Below are 17108 nucleotides of genomic sequence, written 5' to 3' on the forward strand. Positions count from 1 at the left end.
CCAGCCGTGCTACTGGTCGATGGTCGGCTATAGGTGCTGCCTGTAGTACCGGTGCTTCCTGTACCGTAGGTTCGCGGTGGTGTGCCGGTTGTTGAAGGCCGCGTCGTGGTGGATGGCGTCGTTGATGCACTGCCTGCTGCGGCGGCGGTTTGCATGGCCTTGGGTTTGGGAAAGGCAAATCCACCCGCGCCCGCACCGGCGGCTGTGCTTGCAGCTCCGGCTGCCTGTACTTTTTCAAGGGCACTAACGTCAACATCGGGCGCACCGGGACGGTTCAGCTGGTAAATACCGCGCTGGCGAGCCAGTGGTTTGAATTTGTCGGAAATACCCAAAACCGTTTCGGCACCCCCCAAAAACAAAAATCCGTCATCGGGCATTTGCGCCGAAATGCGCGACAGCACATCGGTTTTTGTTGGCTGGTCAAAATAAATCAGCACGTTGCGGCAATAAACAACGTCAAACTGCCCCAGCGATTTCAAATCTTCCAGCAGGTTAAATTCGCGATATTGCACCTTCGAACGCAGATCAGCCGAAATTTGCCACATATCCTCGGCCTTCTGGAAATGTTTGACCAGAAGGGTAATTGGCAAGCCGCGCTGGACTTCAAACTGCGAATACAGACCGGCACGCGCCTTATTCAGGATTTCGCGGGAAATATCGGTACCGATAATGTCGATCCGCCACCCGGCCAGTTGACTGGCGAAATCCTGCAAGATCATCGCCAGTGAATACGGTTCCTGCCCGGAAGATGCCGCAGCACACCAGATGCGCAAATGACGCTTGCTGGCACGGGCCTTGATCATGTGGGGCAAAACAACATGGCGAAACTGATCAAACGGTTTGGTATCGCGAAAGAAAAAGGATTCGTTGGTGGTCATGGCTTCGACCACGTCTTCGACCAGCGTGCGGTCCATGCCGCGTAACGCCCCGATCAATTCGCCAAGGTCTTTCAGACCACGCTTGCGCGCAATCGGCATAAGCCGGCTTTCGAGCAAATAGAACTTATCCTGCGTCAGGACCAGGCCCGAGCGGGATTTGATCAATTTGCTTACGAAATCAAAGTCTTCCGGCTTCAACATCTTGTGTTAACGACCTCCGGCAAATTTTTTCACGTAAGGGGCAATGCCCCCTATTGGCAGTATCGCCGTACAAATTCCGGCCTGGGCCGCAGCCCCGGGCATACCCCAGACAACACTTGTTGCTTCATCCTGGGCCACCACCATGCCGCCAGCCCCAACAACATTGCGACCACCCAGCATACCATCCTGCCCCATTCCGGTCAGGATGATTGTTAACAAATTACCACCATAACTATCGACGAGACTGCGCAGCATCGGATCAACGGACGGACGGCAGAAATTTTCCGGCGCATTCTGGTTCAGGGCGACCCGGCGGTTATTGCCGCGCCCCTCCACTACCATGTGGTAATCCCCCGGGGCCAAATAAACCCTGCCGGGTTGAACGTTTTCACCATTCACACCTTCGCCGCATTTTAAACCGGTCAAACGGGTAATGTGTTCGGCCAGAATGGTGGTAAAGGTGGCGGGCATATGCTGGGTAATAAAAATCGGCTGACGCACCCCGACCAGACCACGTAAAACCTCGAACAATGCCTGCGGCCCACCGGTCGAGCTGCCAATCGCAATCGCCTCGACATTGATATGCTTTTCAGGTTGCAGGGTTATCGGGCCCTGGTTATGCCGCCCGCGTCGTGCGGGGGCCGGGGCGTTACCTGTGGCAATGCCACGCTTTGCCTGGACATCCGCCGGGCGCGCAGCCACCGGTGCCGGGGCGCGTGCGGGAATATCACGTTTTTGTCCTGCCCCCCGAAGCGAGGCCGCATCGCCCTTAACGCCTGATGCCTGTGCCGCGGTTGAAACCGGCCGGGTGCCGACAGGCTTGCTCGCGACCCCGGGTTTTCCCATCGTACTGGCAACAGGGGATCCGCTTGCTGCTTTTTTGGCGGCAACGGCGGCATCCTCGATCAGGCGGCCCGGGTCGCGCACGATGGGGCTACCATCGGGTTTGGCATGGGGCGCAGGCATATGGCCGGTGCCATCGGCATCCCGCAACGGCGATGCCGGCATCGGCCGCATTTGCGGACGCATCGGTTGCTGCATCGGTCGGGGGCGCAACTCGGCGGTAAAGCGCTTACGCTGAATACGACCCGGCTTTTGCAAAACCTGATGTTCCGCCGACAGTTCGGCACGAAACGGTTTTTCACCATCGACAGCGTGTGAATCGTGGTCAGCACCATCTTCGACCATATCGGCCGGGGCAATCGCATCCCCGCTGACAGACGCGGCATCCACCACGGTGTCGGCGATATCGTCAAATTCGCCCTCGTCAAACGCGGCCGACTGTTCAAGCATCTTGCGACGCTGTTCCGACCACGCCTTGACCTTGTCAATCAGTTCGGTACGAAACCCCGAACCGACATTAATGTCCTTGGCCGAGGATGGCTTGGGAATATAGTCCACCGCCCCCAGGGTCATGGCCCGAAAACTGATATCGGCGTTTCGCTTGGTTAAGGTGGATGCCATGATCACACGCACGGTGGGATCAATCTCCAGGATTTTTGGAAGCGCCGTAAGACCATCCATCACCGGCATCTCGATATCGAGAACAACAGTTTCAATGCCACCGTCCTGCATTACCCCAAGGGCATCTTCCCCGTTGGCAACCGAGCCGACGACTTCAATATCGGGATCATCCTGCAACATACGCGCAACAAGGCCGCGTACAATTGCCGAATCATCAACGATCAGGACTTTGTATGGTGGATCGATGTGGTTTTGTTCCACAGGCACGATGTTCCCGCTTGGTCAAAAGGCCGCAACGCCCCGGATGATGTCGCGGCCACAAGGATCAGATCAGGCCAACCTGTTCAAACTTGGCCTGGATGATCTCGCTATCAAAGGGTTTCATGATGTATTCATTCGCCCCGGCGGTAATGGCTTCCTGAATATGCTCCAGGTCATTTTCCGTGGTGCAGAATACAACAACGGGTTCATCCCCTCCCGGTGCTGCACGCAGATCCCGGAGGAACTCGATACCGCTTTTGATCGGCATGTTCCAATCTAGCAGCACCGCGTCAGGCATGTCGGAAAGACACTTTTCAAGCGCTTCCATACCGTCTTCGGCTTCGACAACCTCGAATCCCAATTCCTCAAGGATACGGCGTGCCACCATTCTGATGACTTTTGAATCATCGACGACGAGACAACTCTTCATCGACTTCCTTCTCGCAATTTCATTTGTTAAGCCACGACCGGCAATATCCGGGCGCCGGGCGCGCCCGGAACATCTTTAACAGACCGACATCAGCCCGCCTGCTTTACAGACCCGGCAAAATCAAGCAACCGGGTCACATCAAGAATAACCAGCAAGTTCTTTTCCAGACGAAAGATGCCATCAGAAAATTCCCGCCAGCGCGGATCAAGTGTGGCCGGGTTCCGTTCAAAGGCGTTTTGCGGCACGCTTAAAACTTCACCGACCTGATCGACCATCAGGCTGTAAAGTTCACCCCCCTGATCGACAACGATGCTCATTCCCGGATCTTCGACTTCCTTGTTGCGCAAGCCAAGACGTTTGCGCACATCAATCGCGGTAACAATACGGCCCCGCAGGTTCAGCGAACCGGCCACTTCCGGCGGTGCCAGCGGGATGCGGGTAATACGTTGCGGGCCAAGCACATCCTGAACGGTCAGAACCGGAATACCAAACATCTGTTTGCCGATTGTCGCCGTCACAAAATCCTTGGTTGATCCCCCCAGATCAAGGGCCGAGTGGCGATCGGAACTGGGGACAAGTGCGTTTTTGTCACTCATGATACTTTACCTTCGACTTAGACAGCTGCCAGCGTCTGGATCAGGGTCGACACCAGGGCATCGCGGTCAAATTTGGCAACATAATCGCTAAATCCGGCCCGACGACCCCGTTCGAAATCCTCTTCGCTGGTATGAGAAGACAGGGCAATAATCGGAACTTCGCCCCAGGCTTCGTCATTTTGCAGGCTTTCGGCAAATTCAAAACCGTTCATGCCAGGCATTTCGATGTCGCTGATGATGGCATCAAATGTTGCGCCATTGTTTTTCAGCTCAATCGCCTGTTCGGCACTTTCAACCGACGTTACCTTGAACCCGGAAACCGACAGCATCGGCGTCAGCAAATTGCGGAAGAACGGGCTGTCATCAACCAACAGCACTTTTTTCTTCTCGCCCGTTGCCTCTTCCTTGCCAAACCAGTCGCTAAAGGCAAGTTCAAGATAATAACCCGCATCGATCAGGTCAGTTGCCTTGCCGTCAACCACGGCAGACCCAACCAGGCCATCACGATCGGCTGTCAATTCAACATTTAGAACATCATCAACAATATCAACGATTTCGTCGACGACAAGCCCCATTGTCCGTTCACGATCCTGGAACACCAGGGTCGGCTGACGGCCTTCGGACTTCATCTGATAGGCCCCGTCAATAAAGACCAGCGGCATCAGCTTGCCACGATACTGAACCAGCGGGCGCCCGTTGGAATATTCGATGCTTTCCACATCGATTTCTTCCAGTCGTGCCACCAGTGCCAGCGGCACGGCGCGAACTTCATTCCCACCGGCACGGAACACCAGCATCGAGGTGGTTTCGCGATCAGTGCTTTCGGATTTGGCCTTGGATTCAACACCCTGCTGGCCACCAACGGTGATTTCACCGGTCCGGGTTGCAATGCCGTTCGGATCCAGGATCATGATGACGCTGCCGTCACCCAGAATGGTATTGCCCGAGAACAGCGACAGATCACGCAGGATCGGTGCCACCGGCTTGACCACGATTTCCTCGGTGTCAAAAACGCGATCCACAATGATACCGAAGCTGTAAGTACCAACCTGGGCCACAACGATGAAGGCTTCTTCATCGACGTCGCTTTCGGCAGCCTCGTCCAGACCAAGAATTTTCTTAAGCGTAACCAGCGGCAACAGACGATTGCGCAAGCGCAAAACCGGCGTGTCGTGGATCCGTTCAATCGAATGCTCGGAATTGCTCGACGCACGCACCAGTTCCAAAACGCTGATCTGCGGAATGGCAAAACGTTCGCCGCCACTTTCAACGATCAGGGCCGAAACGATGGCCAGGGTCAGCGGAATTTTAATGATGAAAGTTGACCCGCGACCTTCAACCGATTTCAGTTCGACCGTGCCGCCGATCTTTTCAATGTTGGTACGAACCACGTCCATACCCACACCACGACCGGAAACCGATGTAACCTTTTCCGCAGTCGAAAAACCGGCCTTGAAAATGAACTGGTGGATCTGCTGATCCGACATGCTTTCCAGTTCACCCTCGGACACGATGCCATTGGCAAGCGCCTTTTCCTTGATACGGGGCACATTCAACCCGCGCCCGTCATCGGAAATCTCGATAATGATATGACCGCCTTCATGATAGGCGTTCAGGGTTACCGTTCCGGTTTCAGGCTTGCCAACATCACGGCGGCCCTGAATATCTTCCAGGCCATGATCGGCAGAGTTCCGAACCATGTGCGTCAGCGGATCCTTGATCAGTTCAAGAACCTGACGGTCCAGTTCGGTATCGGCACCAATCATTTGCAGATCGATTTTTTTGCCCATTTCAAGGGCCAGATCGCGAACAATACGCGGCAGTTTGGCCCATGCATTGCCAATCGGCTGCATACGGGTTTTCATCACACCTTCCTGAAGGTCGGTGGTGATGTGCGACAAACGCTGCAACGGCACGGTAAATTCGCTGTCATCCTTGCCACGTACCATCTGCAACAGCTGGTTCCGCGTCAGCACCAGTTCGGAAACCAGTGTCATCAGGTTTTCAAGCAATTCGACATTCACACGAATGGTCTGTGCCGCAACCGTGCTTTCCTTGGCTTCGTTCCGCGCATGCGGGTCGGCCTTGGCACCGGCATCCTGTGCGGGTGCAGCCGCCTGAACAGCCTGCGATTTCGGGGCTGATGGCGGTTTGGCCGCTGCCGCAGGAGCCTTGGGCTCTTCGGGCTCCGGCTCTGGTTCAGGGGTTACTTCCGGCTCTGTCTCGGGCGACAGGAAAATTTCAGGCCGAGGCGGCGGCGTGCTTGCTGCGGCCTTGGGCATGGCAGCCCCGGCAGCAGGCAATGTGCCGGTATCGGCAAAATGGTTCAACCGGGCGATGAGATCGGCGTCGTTGCCTTCCGGTTCCGTTTCGTTGGTTTCAAGTTCGCTCAACAGATATTTAATCGTGTCGATCGATTCAAGAACCAGCGTCACGGCGTCAGGGGTCACGATCAGTTCGCCATCGCGAATTTTACCCAGCACGTTTTCACCTGCATGGGCAACAGCTTCAAGACGCGGCAACCCCAAAAAGCCGCAAGTTCCCTTGATGGTATGAACCAGACGAAAGATATTCGACAGAATATCAGGATCGTTCGGGTTCTGCTCAAGTTTCACCAGTTCAACGTCCAGCGTTGAAAGACTTTCCGAAGTTTCGGTCAAAAATTCACTTAAAAGATCGTCCATATACCCCCTCCACAATGCCGGCAATCAGACCATCACCGGACCCGGGACGTCAACCGCATCAAATCTGCCCACTCAATTCTGCTCGTCTTACACGAGAGCTACCATGTAGGTAGAGCCTAGCATACGGTTTTACTATACTGGCACGGCAATTTTTTTAAACATAGATCAAAGTGACTGAATTTTCTTCTGCCTCTACCACCAGACGCTTCCCTAATCTTTCAGCTAGGTTCCGGGCAAAAAAGCCCTGAATGTTCCTTGGATCAAGGTCTTGCGGGTCCACCGGGCCTGACAGCACCTTTTCAATTTCCGGTCTGATCGCTGCGCGTTTTCCCTGTGCGCGAACGCGAATATTCCTGTCGGAGTCGCATTGAACAGAAATATCACCGCCAAATGGCAGGGCCTCGCGGGCCATCATGATCATGTTCAAAACAACCCTGCCCGTTACGGCATCAATATCGCGGTGATCCGCCCAGTCCAGCGTCACCTTGCCATCCGCGTCATAGGCCTGCATCACTGTTTTATGCATTGTTGATGCATCAACACTGTTGCCTGCCCGGCCATAAGCCAGTCGAAACAGTTGCAGGCGGCGCTGGGCCTCCTGTCCACTGCGTCGCATCAGGCCCAGGGCTTCGTCGTCTGTTCCGCCCGCCTCTTCCATCAGTTCGGCCCCGGCGTTTACCGCGCCAACCGGGCCAACCAGATCGTGACAAATACGCGAGCTGATAAGTTCTATCAGGATAAGCTCTAGCTGCCTGTCCTGTTGCATGCACCTTGCTCCAGATTCTGATGGTGCGGCTTCCCCTGAAACCGCATCCCCACATAAAAAAACCGGATCACACCCGTTATGACCGTCATCCGGACCCTAATGTGCAAAACAGGTATTAAAACCTTATTTAGATGATAGGGCAAAATCGCATCTGCACGTATGGCAATTCGACAGAATGATATTTTTCGCCCTTTGTCAGCGGTGCTTTGCGATGCTAGATTTATTTAACATTAATAAAGAACACCCTGTTGGCAGGTTTCGCAAGCCGGTGCAAAATTCGCCCCGACCCGGCACCTGATAAACATCGTTAATGGTTGGGATCGCAGTTTTTATGGATTTTCTTCTGACACCAGGCACCATTGTCCGTCACCCGTCACAGCCCGATTGGGGCCTTGGCCGCATTCAGGCGGTTGATGGCGACAGGCTTGCCGTTAATTTTGAAGAGGCCGGACGCCAGATTATTCGCACCCGGCACGTTGCGCTTGAAATTGTCGAACCTGCCGTGGGTTACGAATAGGCGAGTTCCGCGCCTGCATTTCGAAAAAATGTGATAAAATAGCGAAAAGTGCGGCTTAAGCCCTAGCGGCGATATCGCATTTTCATGACCCCGAACAATTGCGGACACCTTGTAAATGACAATCAGCGAAATGCCTTTGGCCCCGGACAGCTTTAAAAAACGCCACCATGACGCCGCCTGGGCCGTGCTGGAGCGTTTTGCCACCGGGCTGGCCGACAAGGCCCGCAGCCAGGGCAATGCAATTAGTGTGGAAGACATCCACAAGGCGCTGGTGTCGCTCAAAGCGCAACCAAACCTGTTTGACGATGCATGGCACGCCCTGGAAACAGAGGTTACAGCCGCAAATGCGCGACGCACCCCGTCTATCCGCAATGATCCGTTTGGCCGCCTGCTGGTCAGTCGCTTTGCCCATTTGCTCGAGGGCCGCGAAGCCGGTGATCTGGAACACGGTGCGCTGTCGCGCGAAATGCTGCATCCGTTTTTTCAGGTGATTCGCATGATGGTCGGGGCTGATACCATCGAACAGATCGATTCTGAAATTCGCGCCATTGTCGACACCCACGCCCACGAAGAAGACGAAATGCGTGATGCCACCGATTACTGGGATCACCTTTCGGCAAATCCGCTGGTGTCAAAGCAGATCACGATGGTGTTTGTGCGTATGGCCATGCATTTTGCCGATTACCAGAAACGCAAAAACTGGTTCATTCAGCTGGTAAACGACAATATCCATCGCAATGGGTCCAGTTGGGAATTTACCGAGGATCATTTTATAAAACTGATCCACGCAATGTTTCGCGATGTACGTACCATTTTGTCCAGCCCGGAACGCTCGGCCTTGCTGGCTGCCGAGATTGACCACGACAAGGTTGCCGTTTTACGCCGCGTCATGGCCCACCTTGATCGCGACATTGCCGCCCTGCATAACCGCGAAGCCGCAGCCTGGCAAAATGACGGGCCGGCCTGATAACAGCCTTGCTCCGCAAAAAGTGAGGAGACGGGCCTTGCCCGTCCCCCCATCCATGCACTATCTGTCATGCAGGGTATCGGGAACAAACAGAACATCCAAAACTCAGGCAGTGAAACCGTGCACAAACCGCTGATCGACAAATATGGCCGTCATGTCTCGTATTTACGGGTTTCCGTAACGGACCGCTGTGATTTTCGCTGCACCTATTGCATGTCGGAAAACATGACGTTTTTGCCAAAATCACAGGTTCTGAGCCTTGAGGAACTTGATCAGCTTTGTACCGCTTTCATTTCACGCGGGGTGCGCAAACTGCGCCTGACCGGCGGCGAACCGCTGGTGCGCCGTGGCATCATGGATTTGATCCGCGATTTGTCGCGCCATTTAAAATCCGGCGCGCTGGATGAACTAACCCTGACCACCAATGGCAGCCAGCTTGCCACCTATGCCGATGATCTGGCACGGGCCGGGGTTAAACGCCTTAATATTTCGCTCGATACGCTGGACCATCAGAAATTTGCCGAAATCACCCGTCGTGGCCGCCTGGAACAGGTATTAACCGGCCTGCAAGCCGCCAAGGAAGCCGGCATCGGCATTAAAATCAATGCCGTGGCCCTGCGCGGGCAAAATGAAGACGAATTTTCACGCATGTTGGCCTGGTGCGGGCAGGAAGGTTTTGATCTTTGCCTGATCGAAACCATGCCGCTAGGCGACATTGATGGCGACCGGACCGACCATTACCTGCCGCTGACCGTGGTGCGTGAACGGCTGGAAAAAGACTGGACGCTGGTGCCCAGCAACCATGTCACCCCCGGCCCGGCGCGTTATGTTTCCGTAACCGAAACCGGGGGGCGCCTGGGCTTTATCACGCCCATGACCCATAATTTTTGCGAAGGCTGCAACCGGGTTCGCATCACCTGCACCGGCACGCTTTATATGTGCCTGGGCCAGGAAGACCATATCGACCTTCGCGAAATTCTGCGTGAAAACGACCCGGCATTGCTTGATGAAGCCCTGGACCGCGCCATGCTGCTTAAACCCAAGGGCCATGATTTCGTGATCGAGCGCAAAGGCGCAAAACCCGCCGTTTCGCGCCATATGAGCATGACGGGCGGGTAAACCACCCCATAGGCCGCGATAAGGCCCGTTCAAATATCGCGGGACATCACCGCTGAAAAATGACCGGGAACCAATCCTCGCGCAATTTTTGCCCGGCTTGCATGTCATGGCCGGGAAACGGCGGTGATGTGGGACCGGGCCGTTCAACATAGCGGGCATCATCGCCCACCAGCCGTACTGAAAAGGCCCGGCGGCGGTTACCCGTCAAATTGCCGCGTGCGCCGTGCAAAATGCGAAAATCAAAGGCGACGGCATCGCCCGGTGCCATATGCCATTCGCGAATTTCCATGCCTTCGGCATCCGGGTCCGGCACCGGCATATAATCATTTTCGTTGGGATAAAAACTTTGTTCTGACAACCACCGGGTTGGCAACACGGCGCGCGGCCATTTATGCGACCCGGCAACACAGCGCAAGGATGCCTCGCGCACCGGGTCCAGCGGCGACCAGAAACTGATCGTCTGCTCCCCCTCGAGAAAATAATACGGGCTGTCCTGATGCCACGGGGTCGGCTTGGACGTGCCCGGTTCCTTGACCAGCACATGATCGTGAAACAGCTGAACGGCTTGCGACCCCATCAAATCTGCGGCAACCTCGCCCAGTGCCGACTGGCGGATCACCTGTTCAAATTCGCCAATACGCTGCCAGTTACAATAATCATCAAAAAACCGGCCCCCTTCGCCCGCTTTCAGGTTTTCAGCAGCATAGGGACCAGGTTGTCTCATGTTAGTTTCAATGCCTGCGGCCAGCTGATCAACATGGTTGGCAAACAGCCCCCGGATCAAAACAACACCGTCGCGCTGCCAGGCTTCAATATCGGCTGGGGATACAAGGGGATGAACCATGGCGAAAGCTCCTGTCTGGCAATTTGGGTACTTGCAATGCCAGAAATTTGCCCTACCCCAAAAATAACTTCCAATAATACATTCTAAAGTTAGAATTAGTCTGATGTTATATTTAACCTTGCGTCAGATCGAATATGTGGTGGCCGTTGCCCGCGCCGGAAGCCTGGCACAGGCAGCGCAAAACCTGCATGTTTCGCAACCGGCCCTGTCTGTTGCCCTAAGCGTGGTGGAAAAAAGGCTGGGCCAAAAGCTGTTTAATCGCCGCAAGGGAAGCCCGATTACCTTAACCGCCTTTGCCCGCACCTATATTACCGAGGCCGAAGCCCTTTTAATACAGGCCCAACGGCTGGAAGACCCGGCATCCTTATCGCGCATTGTGAATGGCACACTGACACTGGGCTGCTTTGAAGATTTAGCCCCCCTTTATCTGGCACCGGTTTTAAAGGCCCTCCGCCAGGGCTTGCCAGATGTCGTTCTTCGCTGGCGCATTTATGACTTTGAAAATCTGGCGCGCCACATGCGCGAAGGCCAGATTGACCTTGCAATTACCTACGACCTTGGGCTGGACGCCAATTTCGATAAAACACGACTGAAAGCGGTTTCACCGCACGCCTTTATGGCAGCCGAGGCCGCACTTGCCCGGCAACCGACCCTTAGCTTTGCTGATCTCGCGACCGAACAGCTTATTCTGTTTGAAGAAGGGTTATCTGTCCGCCATATGCTTAATCTGTTTCGCCAGGGCGGCCATAACCCCAAAGTGGCGCACCGGGTACATTCACTGGAGGTCATGCGCAGCCTTGCGGCCAACGGCGAAGGAATAGGCATTGCCTATACCCTGCCACCTGGCGATTTTTCCTATGATGGAAATCGTGTTGTTACCCGAAAAATCAGCGATCAAACCGCGATTGAGCCTGTCATTCTTGCACGCAGCAATCACCTGCCCGAGCTAGCGGCAGCAAACAGTGCCCATCACATAATTTGCCGTGTTTTCACCGAGAAAAATCAGGCGGAACGGCTAAATCCTTAAAATATCCGGCGGTCATATCAAACGGCGTTACTCAAAACCGATCAATACATCCCTGATCGACGAGCGGGTCGCCAGGCCCTTACCAATCACTTCACGGTGGCGTGCCATGGCATGGCACGCCTCCCCCATCTTCCACAGGGGGGCCGGATAGATAAGCAAAATCTGCTGTGCTTTTTCACCGGGTCAAATGATCTGTGCAACGTCTTTCGCCATATTCTCGGCCCGATAGGCGGACGGCGTTGTCCCCGTGATCTTTTTAAAAGCCAGATTGAAAGTTGATTTTGAATTGAATCCGATGCTGATGGCGATATCAAGAACCTGCCGATCAGGCTCCTCGACCAGCAAGCGCAATGCGTGATCGATACGCACAGAATTAACAAAATCAAAAAAGCTTTTCCCAATATAGCGATTTAGGACGAAGGAAAGCTGATTGGGTGTCACGCCGACAATTTGGGCCAGTTTGGGCATCGAAAGGAGGGGATCAAATATGACCTCGTCCCGCGTAACGACCTGATCGAGCCGTCGACAAATACGCCGGACTTCATCTTCATCTACCAAATTGCGGGCTGTTGCAGTGCTTCCCGCCACATCATCCGTCGGCACAACTTCTTTGTCCGGGGCTCCATAACCGCCCGACACAGCTGCCTCGACAAAAAGAGCAGGGTTGGTTGCGATAACATGGCTGATACGAAAGAAGACCAAAACAAAACCGCAATGAGCAATAATAATCAGCCATTCGCTTCTGAATACAAAGATATCAAACAGGTTAATCGCTGTATAAATTACAAAAATAACGCTTGTTTCAACAAGCAACTCGAAAGTCCAGTTGCGTAATACTGCCCCGTCCAGTCCGAATTGCTGCTGCACCTGCCTGTGATACACCAGACAGGTCCGCCATATCGCAATCATATAGGCAACAAATTGCGCGCAATACACAGTAATCATTAACAACAGCAACGCCGTTACGGCGACAGGGGCCTGCCACTTAAACCCCAGTCCCTGTTCTGTCAGCAACAGGTGGTTGGCCTCGACATTGGTGGAAACCAGCCAGGCAATGGCCGCGATGCCAACGCCGACACACAAAACAACGGCAAAATGCCGGGCCGGTTGCAGCACAGGACGACCTGAAATTTCGCGGAAATATAAATAAATTGCCGGAAGGGAGGCAAAAACAAACGGCGAAAATAAAGGGGCAAGGTACAAACGTGTCAATGGAGACAGGAAAACGTCGAGAACTTTATCAACAAAAACAACACAAACGACCGCTGCAAAAAATATCAGCCAGCGATTGGCCCGAAAGGCACGTTTCCCTTCCTGAAGCAGCAATAATATCAAAAAAAGCGCATGGCCGATCCCGACGATAGCGATAATCAGCAGGGCGACACCTTTCAGTTCAAGCATCTATCCGGCCTAACAGAAATTAAAACGCCACCCGAAAGCGCAAAATGATCCGGGAAACAAACCTTCAGCACAGCGCCATTCTCGCAGTTCCATCCATACGTATCCCTTACGAACAGATACAAACCATACGCAATGATCATAAACAGGGAACACCATAAGACAACATCGAACATTTTCCATTTCGTTCAAACGAAAGCAGTGTTTTTGACGCTGTTCAACAGGCTAACCGCCCTTAAAGGCTCGCCTGGCACTGCCAGCAAATGTGCCGGGCACACCGCACAGTCAGAACTGCCAAAACCGGGAACAGGAACCGAAAGTAAAAACTGTTCACGTAACCAGCGGCATAAATCGCATTCATTGCCGTTCGGCACTGCCAAAACCGACATAACCTTGCCAACCGGCATTATTGTCAGGGCATCGATATGCCAGTGCGGCTTTTTATCGCTGGCACAATGACGTTTGACCCGCGCAGCAATGCCACCAGCGCCGCGCGCACTTCCACAATAAAAATATGTCCCCTGTTTAATAACCTTTCCGGCAAACCGGTGCCGGGTCAGGGCAACATCGGCTTTCACATCAATGTGCAAAATATAGGCTCCGGCTGCTTTGGGCAGCAGCCGGAGGGTTTGGTCATCAATGGTGGGTAAAAGCAGCATTCGCAAGGTTGGCCGCGCTATAACAACAAATCAACCGACAGGCCGGGGCCACGCTGGCCCGATGCCAGAACCGGTTCACAATCCTTGTTGATCCGCGCAGCTATACGCTGGCGAAAGCCACTAAAATGTTTCGAGGCCACCACATCCACAGCATGGTCAAGGTGCACCTCGATCCGATACACGCCACCGACAGGTGTACGGGTTAATCCCAGTATTTTGCCCGATACGGCATGGCCCAGATAAGACCCGGCAAAGCGTTTGCCAATGCCAAGATCTTCAATACTGATTGCCATGGAATTACGCCGCGTCATGGCAAGGGCGGTATTCCAGTCGCGAAAGCCATAACTTTGGGCCATCAGCTCCAGGCTACCGGCGTGCGACACCATCACATCCCGGTTTGCCAGGGCGGCACGCAAGCGTTTGGCCTGGGCCTTTAGTCCATCAGCTGCATCATTGGAAAAGTTTTTCGGAGTCCCGTCTGCGGGCTTCATCATCGGCTGGTCAGGCGGGGTTTGTTCGACCGGGTTTTGTAAACGCATCATCGTCTCCTGACAGGAGGCCGGGTGTTCGCATTGCCGGTCCGACGCGGAACCGATAATTTTCAAATGCAACATTCACCTTCCCTTGCGGGCGCGAACGGCTGGCTGTTGCAAGGCCGATAAAGGCAATAGCGCAAAGATTGGCAAAATTCAACGCAATGATGCCCCGATGGCGCATATCTGGCTGCAAACGCGCCGGGCCTTCACCCGTCAATGGCGCGACATGCCCGCAAAACCATTCAACCCGCCCGCCTTGATTGACAGCCCCGGTGGCGCAACATATACCAGAACCAACAATGATTTATTGGCAAATCCGCCCACCCGCACGGGCCACAGGATTTGCCCCAGAAAGGATGATACACATGGCGATGGCAGCCCACGAAATTGAAAGCATGATCAAGGAAGCCCTTCCCGATGCGCAGGTGCGAATCGAGGATTTGCGCGGCGACGGTGATCATTATGCTGCGATGGTTGTCTCCGAGGCATTTCGTGGCAAAACCCGCGTGATCCAGCATCAAATGGTGTATTCGGCCCTGAAGGGTAAAATGGGCGACGAATTGCACGCTCTGGCGCTGCAAACCTCGGTTCCTGAATAAAATCCGTTTCGTTTTCGGAAATCCTGCCCGATGCGCCGCCTTTAACCGGGCGGACGCACCCGGTTTCCGGGGCCAGATTACGCCCCAATAACTGACCCTGGTTCACCTGATATGTCGAACGCGAACAAACCAGCCCTGATCGGGGCAGGTCCACTGGCCGGCCTGTTTGCCTTTATTACCTGGGGGGTCGCGGGTGCCTATTTTCATGCGGTCGGCTTTGCCGATGCGATGGAAATCCTCAGCCACCGTATCCTGTGGTCCGCCATTTTAACCCTGATCCTGATTTTTGCGCTGGGCCGCAAACCGGCATTGATGACCCTGTTGCGTTCGGCCCGCACGATGGGGTTGTTATTTATTACAAGCTTGCTGATTGCCGGTAACTGGCTGATTTATATCTGGTCGGTCAATCATGGACATGCGCTAGAAGCCAGCCTTGGCTATTACATCATGCCGTTGATCATGCTGGTATTAGGGCGGATTTTTCTCAATGAAAAACTTAACCGCATCCAGATTTTATCGGTCGTTATTGTTTCTGCCGGGGTTTTGAACCTGCTGATCTTTTTTGGCACCCTGCCCTGGATCGCCCTTAGCCTGGCGTTCCTGTTTGGCTTTTATGGCCTGCTGCGTAAAATGATTCCCGCCGACCCGATTGCCGGGCTGTTTGTTGAATGCCTGACGCTGCTACCCGCTGCCCTGATTTATCTGGGCTGGTTGCAAAGCAACGGCGAAATGGCGTTTCTTCATACCGGGCCAGGCCATGACGCCCTGCTGATCGGTTTGGGGGTTATGACAACCGTGCCGCTGGTGATGTTTGCCTTTGCCGCGCGCAACATGAAATTCGGGGCGCTGGGATTAATGCAATATATAAACCCGACCCTGCAGCTGGTTGTCGCCGTTTTGCTGTTTGGCGAAAACTTTACCCATGCACATCTGATTACATATATTTTTGTCTGGTGTGGTCTGGCGCTGTTTACATGGGACAATTTGCGAACTGCTCGCCGGTTGCGCGCCAACAGTTGACATAAACGCCACAGAGCGCCATATCTTCGACCAGAAACATTTATATCGGCGGTCGTGCGCAGTACCGCAATTATCACAGTCAAGGATACCCGCAATGTCCGAAAATCCGGTTTTTGACCGCATCCAGAAGGATATCGACGAAAACGACGTCGTTCTGTTCATGAAAGGGACATCCATGTTCCCGCAATGCGGCTTTTCTGCCGCCGTTGTGCAGGTTCTGGCCGAACTTGGCGTTCCGTTCAAGGACGTGAACGTTCTGGTCGATCCGGCCATCCGTCAGGGAATCAAGGATTTCTCGAACTGGCCGACCATTCCCCAGCTTTACGTCAAAGGCGAATTTGTTGGCGGCTGCGATATCATTCGCGAAATGTTTGCCAATGGTGAACTGGGCCAGCATATGCGTGAAAAAGGCGTTGCTGCAGCAGCCTGATTTTCGCGTTACGAATCTGATTTATAAAACACGCCCGGCGTTACATCGCGGGCGTGTTTTTTATTGGGTCCTTACGGGTTTTACCAGTTGGTACTATCTGCGTTGCCCGCCTGCTTTCCGTTCTTGCAAGGGGCTTGTGGCACCGGGAACAAAACATCGTAGGCCCAGTTAAAAACAAACGCATACACCAGATAAAACGCCGAAAATGATACATCCATCATAAAAGCCTGCAACAGGCTGACATGCAGATACCAGGCGATCAGCGGCATTAAAACAACCAGCAAGCCCGCCTCGAACAAAACCGCATGTGCCACGCGCAACGGTACTGTTTTGTGAACATTGCCCCATAGCGCAATCATGCTGCGGTCAAACAGCACATTGAAAACATAGTTCCACGCCGCTGCCAGAACGGCACTAAACAGGGCCACCACACCAATATCATGGATTGGCATGTCAAACGCCCACGTGCCCAGCGGGGCAACAATGGCAAGGCCGATAATTTCAAAGCTGAGAGTATGACGGATACGGTCAAGTGTCGTGCGCATGGCGACCTCTTATCTTATCGGGTCGTCCCGAACATATAAAACCCGAACCGGGCGAGGTCGTCCTCGTTTTGATATGTCATTTTGCCCGAACATATCTGATGGATCAAACACCATCAAATAACCGGCACAAAAAAACGCCCGCTGAAAACAGCGAGCGTTTCTTTTTG

17 protein-coding genes and 1 pseudogene are annotated in these 17108 nt (G+C 53.9%); 7 read left to right on the forward strand and 11 right to left on the reverse strand.

The annotated features are described in order from the left end of the window. Positions 1–266 precede the first annotated feature (266 nt). From J4E05_RS06760 to J4E05_RS06785, 6 genes and pseudogenes are all read right to left on the reverse strand, one after another. Positions 267–1076: pseudogene (locus J4E05_RS06760) on the reverse strand (CheR family methyltransferase); the annotation flags it as partial. A gap of 9 nt (positions 1077–1085) precedes the next feature. Beyond that, positions 1086–2810, reverse strand: a complete 1725-nt coding sequence (locus J4E05_RS06765) for a chemotaxis protein CheB (RefSeq protein ID WP_349593638.1) — start codon at positions 2808–2810, stop codon at positions 1086–1088. 58 nt (positions 2811–2868) lie between these two features. After that, positions 2869–3234, reverse strand: a complete 366-nt coding sequence (locus tag J4E05_RS06770; protein WP_085589640.1) for a response regulator — start codon at positions 3232–3234, stop codon at positions 2869–2871. Positions 3235–3323: 89 nt separating this feature from the next. Continuing rightward, positions 3324–3830 carry a chemotaxis protein CheW gene (locus tag J4E05_RS06775; RefSeq protein ID WP_085589638.1) on the reverse strand — a complete coding sequence of 169 codons (507 nt, stop codon included), beginning with the start codon at positions 3828–3830 and terminating at the stop codon, positions 3324–3326. A gap of 17 nt (positions 3831–3847) precedes the next feature. Continuing rightward, positions 3848–6514 carry a hybrid sensor histidine kinase/response regulator gene (locus J4E05_RS06780; protein WP_085589636.1) on the reverse strand — a complete coding sequence of 889 codons (2667 nt, stop codon included), beginning with the start codon at positions 6512–6514 and terminating at the stop codon, positions 3848–3850. Between the two features lie 154 nt (positions 6515–6668). Continuing rightward, the gene (locus J4E05_RS06785; RefSeq protein ID WP_349593641.1) at positions 6669–7280 is read right to left on the reverse strand and encodes a histidine phosphotransferase family protein; all 612 of its coding nucleotides are present in this window, start codon (positions 7278–7280) and stop codon (positions 6669–6671) included. A gap of 331 nt (positions 7281–7611) precedes the next feature. On the opposite strand from J4E05_RS06785, the gene J4E05_RS06790 reads away from it, so the two are divergent. The 3 genes from J4E05_RS06790 (at position 7612) to moaA (ending at position 9883) form a co-directional block, all read left to right on the forward strand. Further along, positions 7612–7797, forward strand: a complete 186-nt coding sequence (locus J4E05_RS06790; protein ID WP_085589870.1) for a DUF3553 domain-containing protein — start codon at positions 7612–7614, stop codon at positions 7795–7797. A gap of 115 nt (positions 7798–7912) precedes the next feature. Beyond that, the gene (locus tag J4E05_RS06795; RefSeq protein WP_085589632.1) at positions 7913–8764 is read left to right on the forward strand and encodes a hypothetical protein; all 852 of its coding nucleotides are present in this window, start codon (positions 7913–7915) and stop codon (positions 8762–8764) included. Between the two features lie 120 nt (positions 8765–8884). After that, a complete protein-coding gene (gene moaA / locus J4E05_RS06800) occupies positions 8885–9883 on the forward strand; it encodes a GTP 3',8-cyclase MoaA (protein WP_349593644.1) in 999 nt (332 codons plus the stop codon). 46 nt (positions 9884–9929) lie between these two features. On the opposite strand, the gene J4E05_RS06805 is transcribed toward moaA, so the two are convergent. Beyond that, positions 9930–10727: a phytanoyl-CoA dioxygenase family protein gene (locus J4E05_RS06805; protein WP_349593647.1), complete on the reverse strand. Its 798-nt coding sequence runs from the start codon at positions 10725–10727 to the stop codon at positions 9930–9932. 103 nt (positions 10728–10830) lie between these two features. On the opposite strand from J4E05_RS06805, the gene J4E05_RS06810 reads away from it, so the two are divergent. Further along, a complete protein-coding gene (locus tag J4E05_RS06810) occupies positions 10831–11754 on the forward strand; it encodes a LysR family transcriptional regulator (protein ID WP_349593649.1) in 924 nt (307 codons plus the stop codon). A gap of 183 nt (positions 11755–11937) precedes the next feature. On the opposite strand, the gene J4E05_RS06815 is transcribed toward J4E05_RS06810, so the two are convergent. From J4E05_RS06815 to J4E05_RS06825, 3 genes are all read right to left on the reverse strand, one after another. Then, positions 11938–13155, reverse strand: a complete 1218-nt coding sequence (locus tag J4E05_RS06815) for an AraC family transcriptional regulator (protein ID WP_349593652.1) — start codon at positions 13153–13155, stop codon at positions 11938–11940. 185 nt (positions 13156–13340) lie between these two features. Beyond that, positions 13341–13811, reverse strand: coding sequence for a GIY-YIG nuclease family protein (locus J4E05_RS06820; RefSeq protein WP_349593655.1), 471 nt, complete (start codon positions 13809–13811; stop codon positions 13341–13343). Between the two features lie 17 nt (positions 13812–13828). Then, positions 13829–14353 (reverse strand): glyoxalase superfamily protein, encoded by a 525-nt coding sequence (locus tag J4E05_RS06825; protein WP_349593658.1) that lies wholly within the window; start codon positions 14351–14353, stop codon positions 13829–13831. Positions 14354–14712: 359 nt separating this feature from the next. Between J4E05_RS06825 and J4E05_RS06830 the strand changes: the two genes are divergently transcribed. The 3 genes from J4E05_RS06830 to grxD all read left to right on the forward strand — a co-directional run bounded on the left by J4E05_RS06830 (position 14713) and on the right by grxD (position 16396). After that, a complete protein-coding gene (locus J4E05_RS06830) occupies positions 14713–14946 on the forward strand; it encodes a BolA family protein (RefSeq protein ID WP_085589616.1) in 234 nt (77 codons plus the stop codon). Positions 14947–15057: 111 nt separating this feature from the next. Then, the gene (gene rarD, locus J4E05_RS06835; RefSeq protein WP_085589614.1) at positions 15058–15966 is read left to right on the forward strand and encodes an EamA family transporter RarD; all 909 of its coding nucleotides are present in this window, start codon (positions 15058–15060) and stop codon (positions 15964–15966) included. Positions 15967–16060: 94 nt separating this feature from the next. After that, positions 16061–16396: a Grx4 family monothiol glutaredoxin gene (gene grxD, locus J4E05_RS06840; protein ID WP_085589612.1), complete on the forward strand. Its 336-nt coding sequence runs from the start codon at positions 16061–16063 to the stop codon at positions 16394–16396. A gap of 80 nt (positions 16397–16476) precedes the next feature. Here the strand turns inward: grxD and J4E05_RS06845 are convergent, their stop codons facing one another. Next, positions 16477–16941, reverse strand: a complete 465-nt coding sequence (locus J4E05_RS06845; RefSeq protein WP_349593662.1) for a PACE efflux transporter — start codon at positions 16939–16941, stop codon at positions 16477–16479. Positions 16942–17108: the final 167 nt, after the last annotated feature.

Origin of the sequence: Thalassospira sp. NFXS8, assembly GCF_040148805.1 — a bacterium.
Taxonomy (GTDB): Bacteria; Pseudomonadota; Alphaproteobacteria; order Rhodospirillales; family Thalassospiraceae; genus Thalassospira.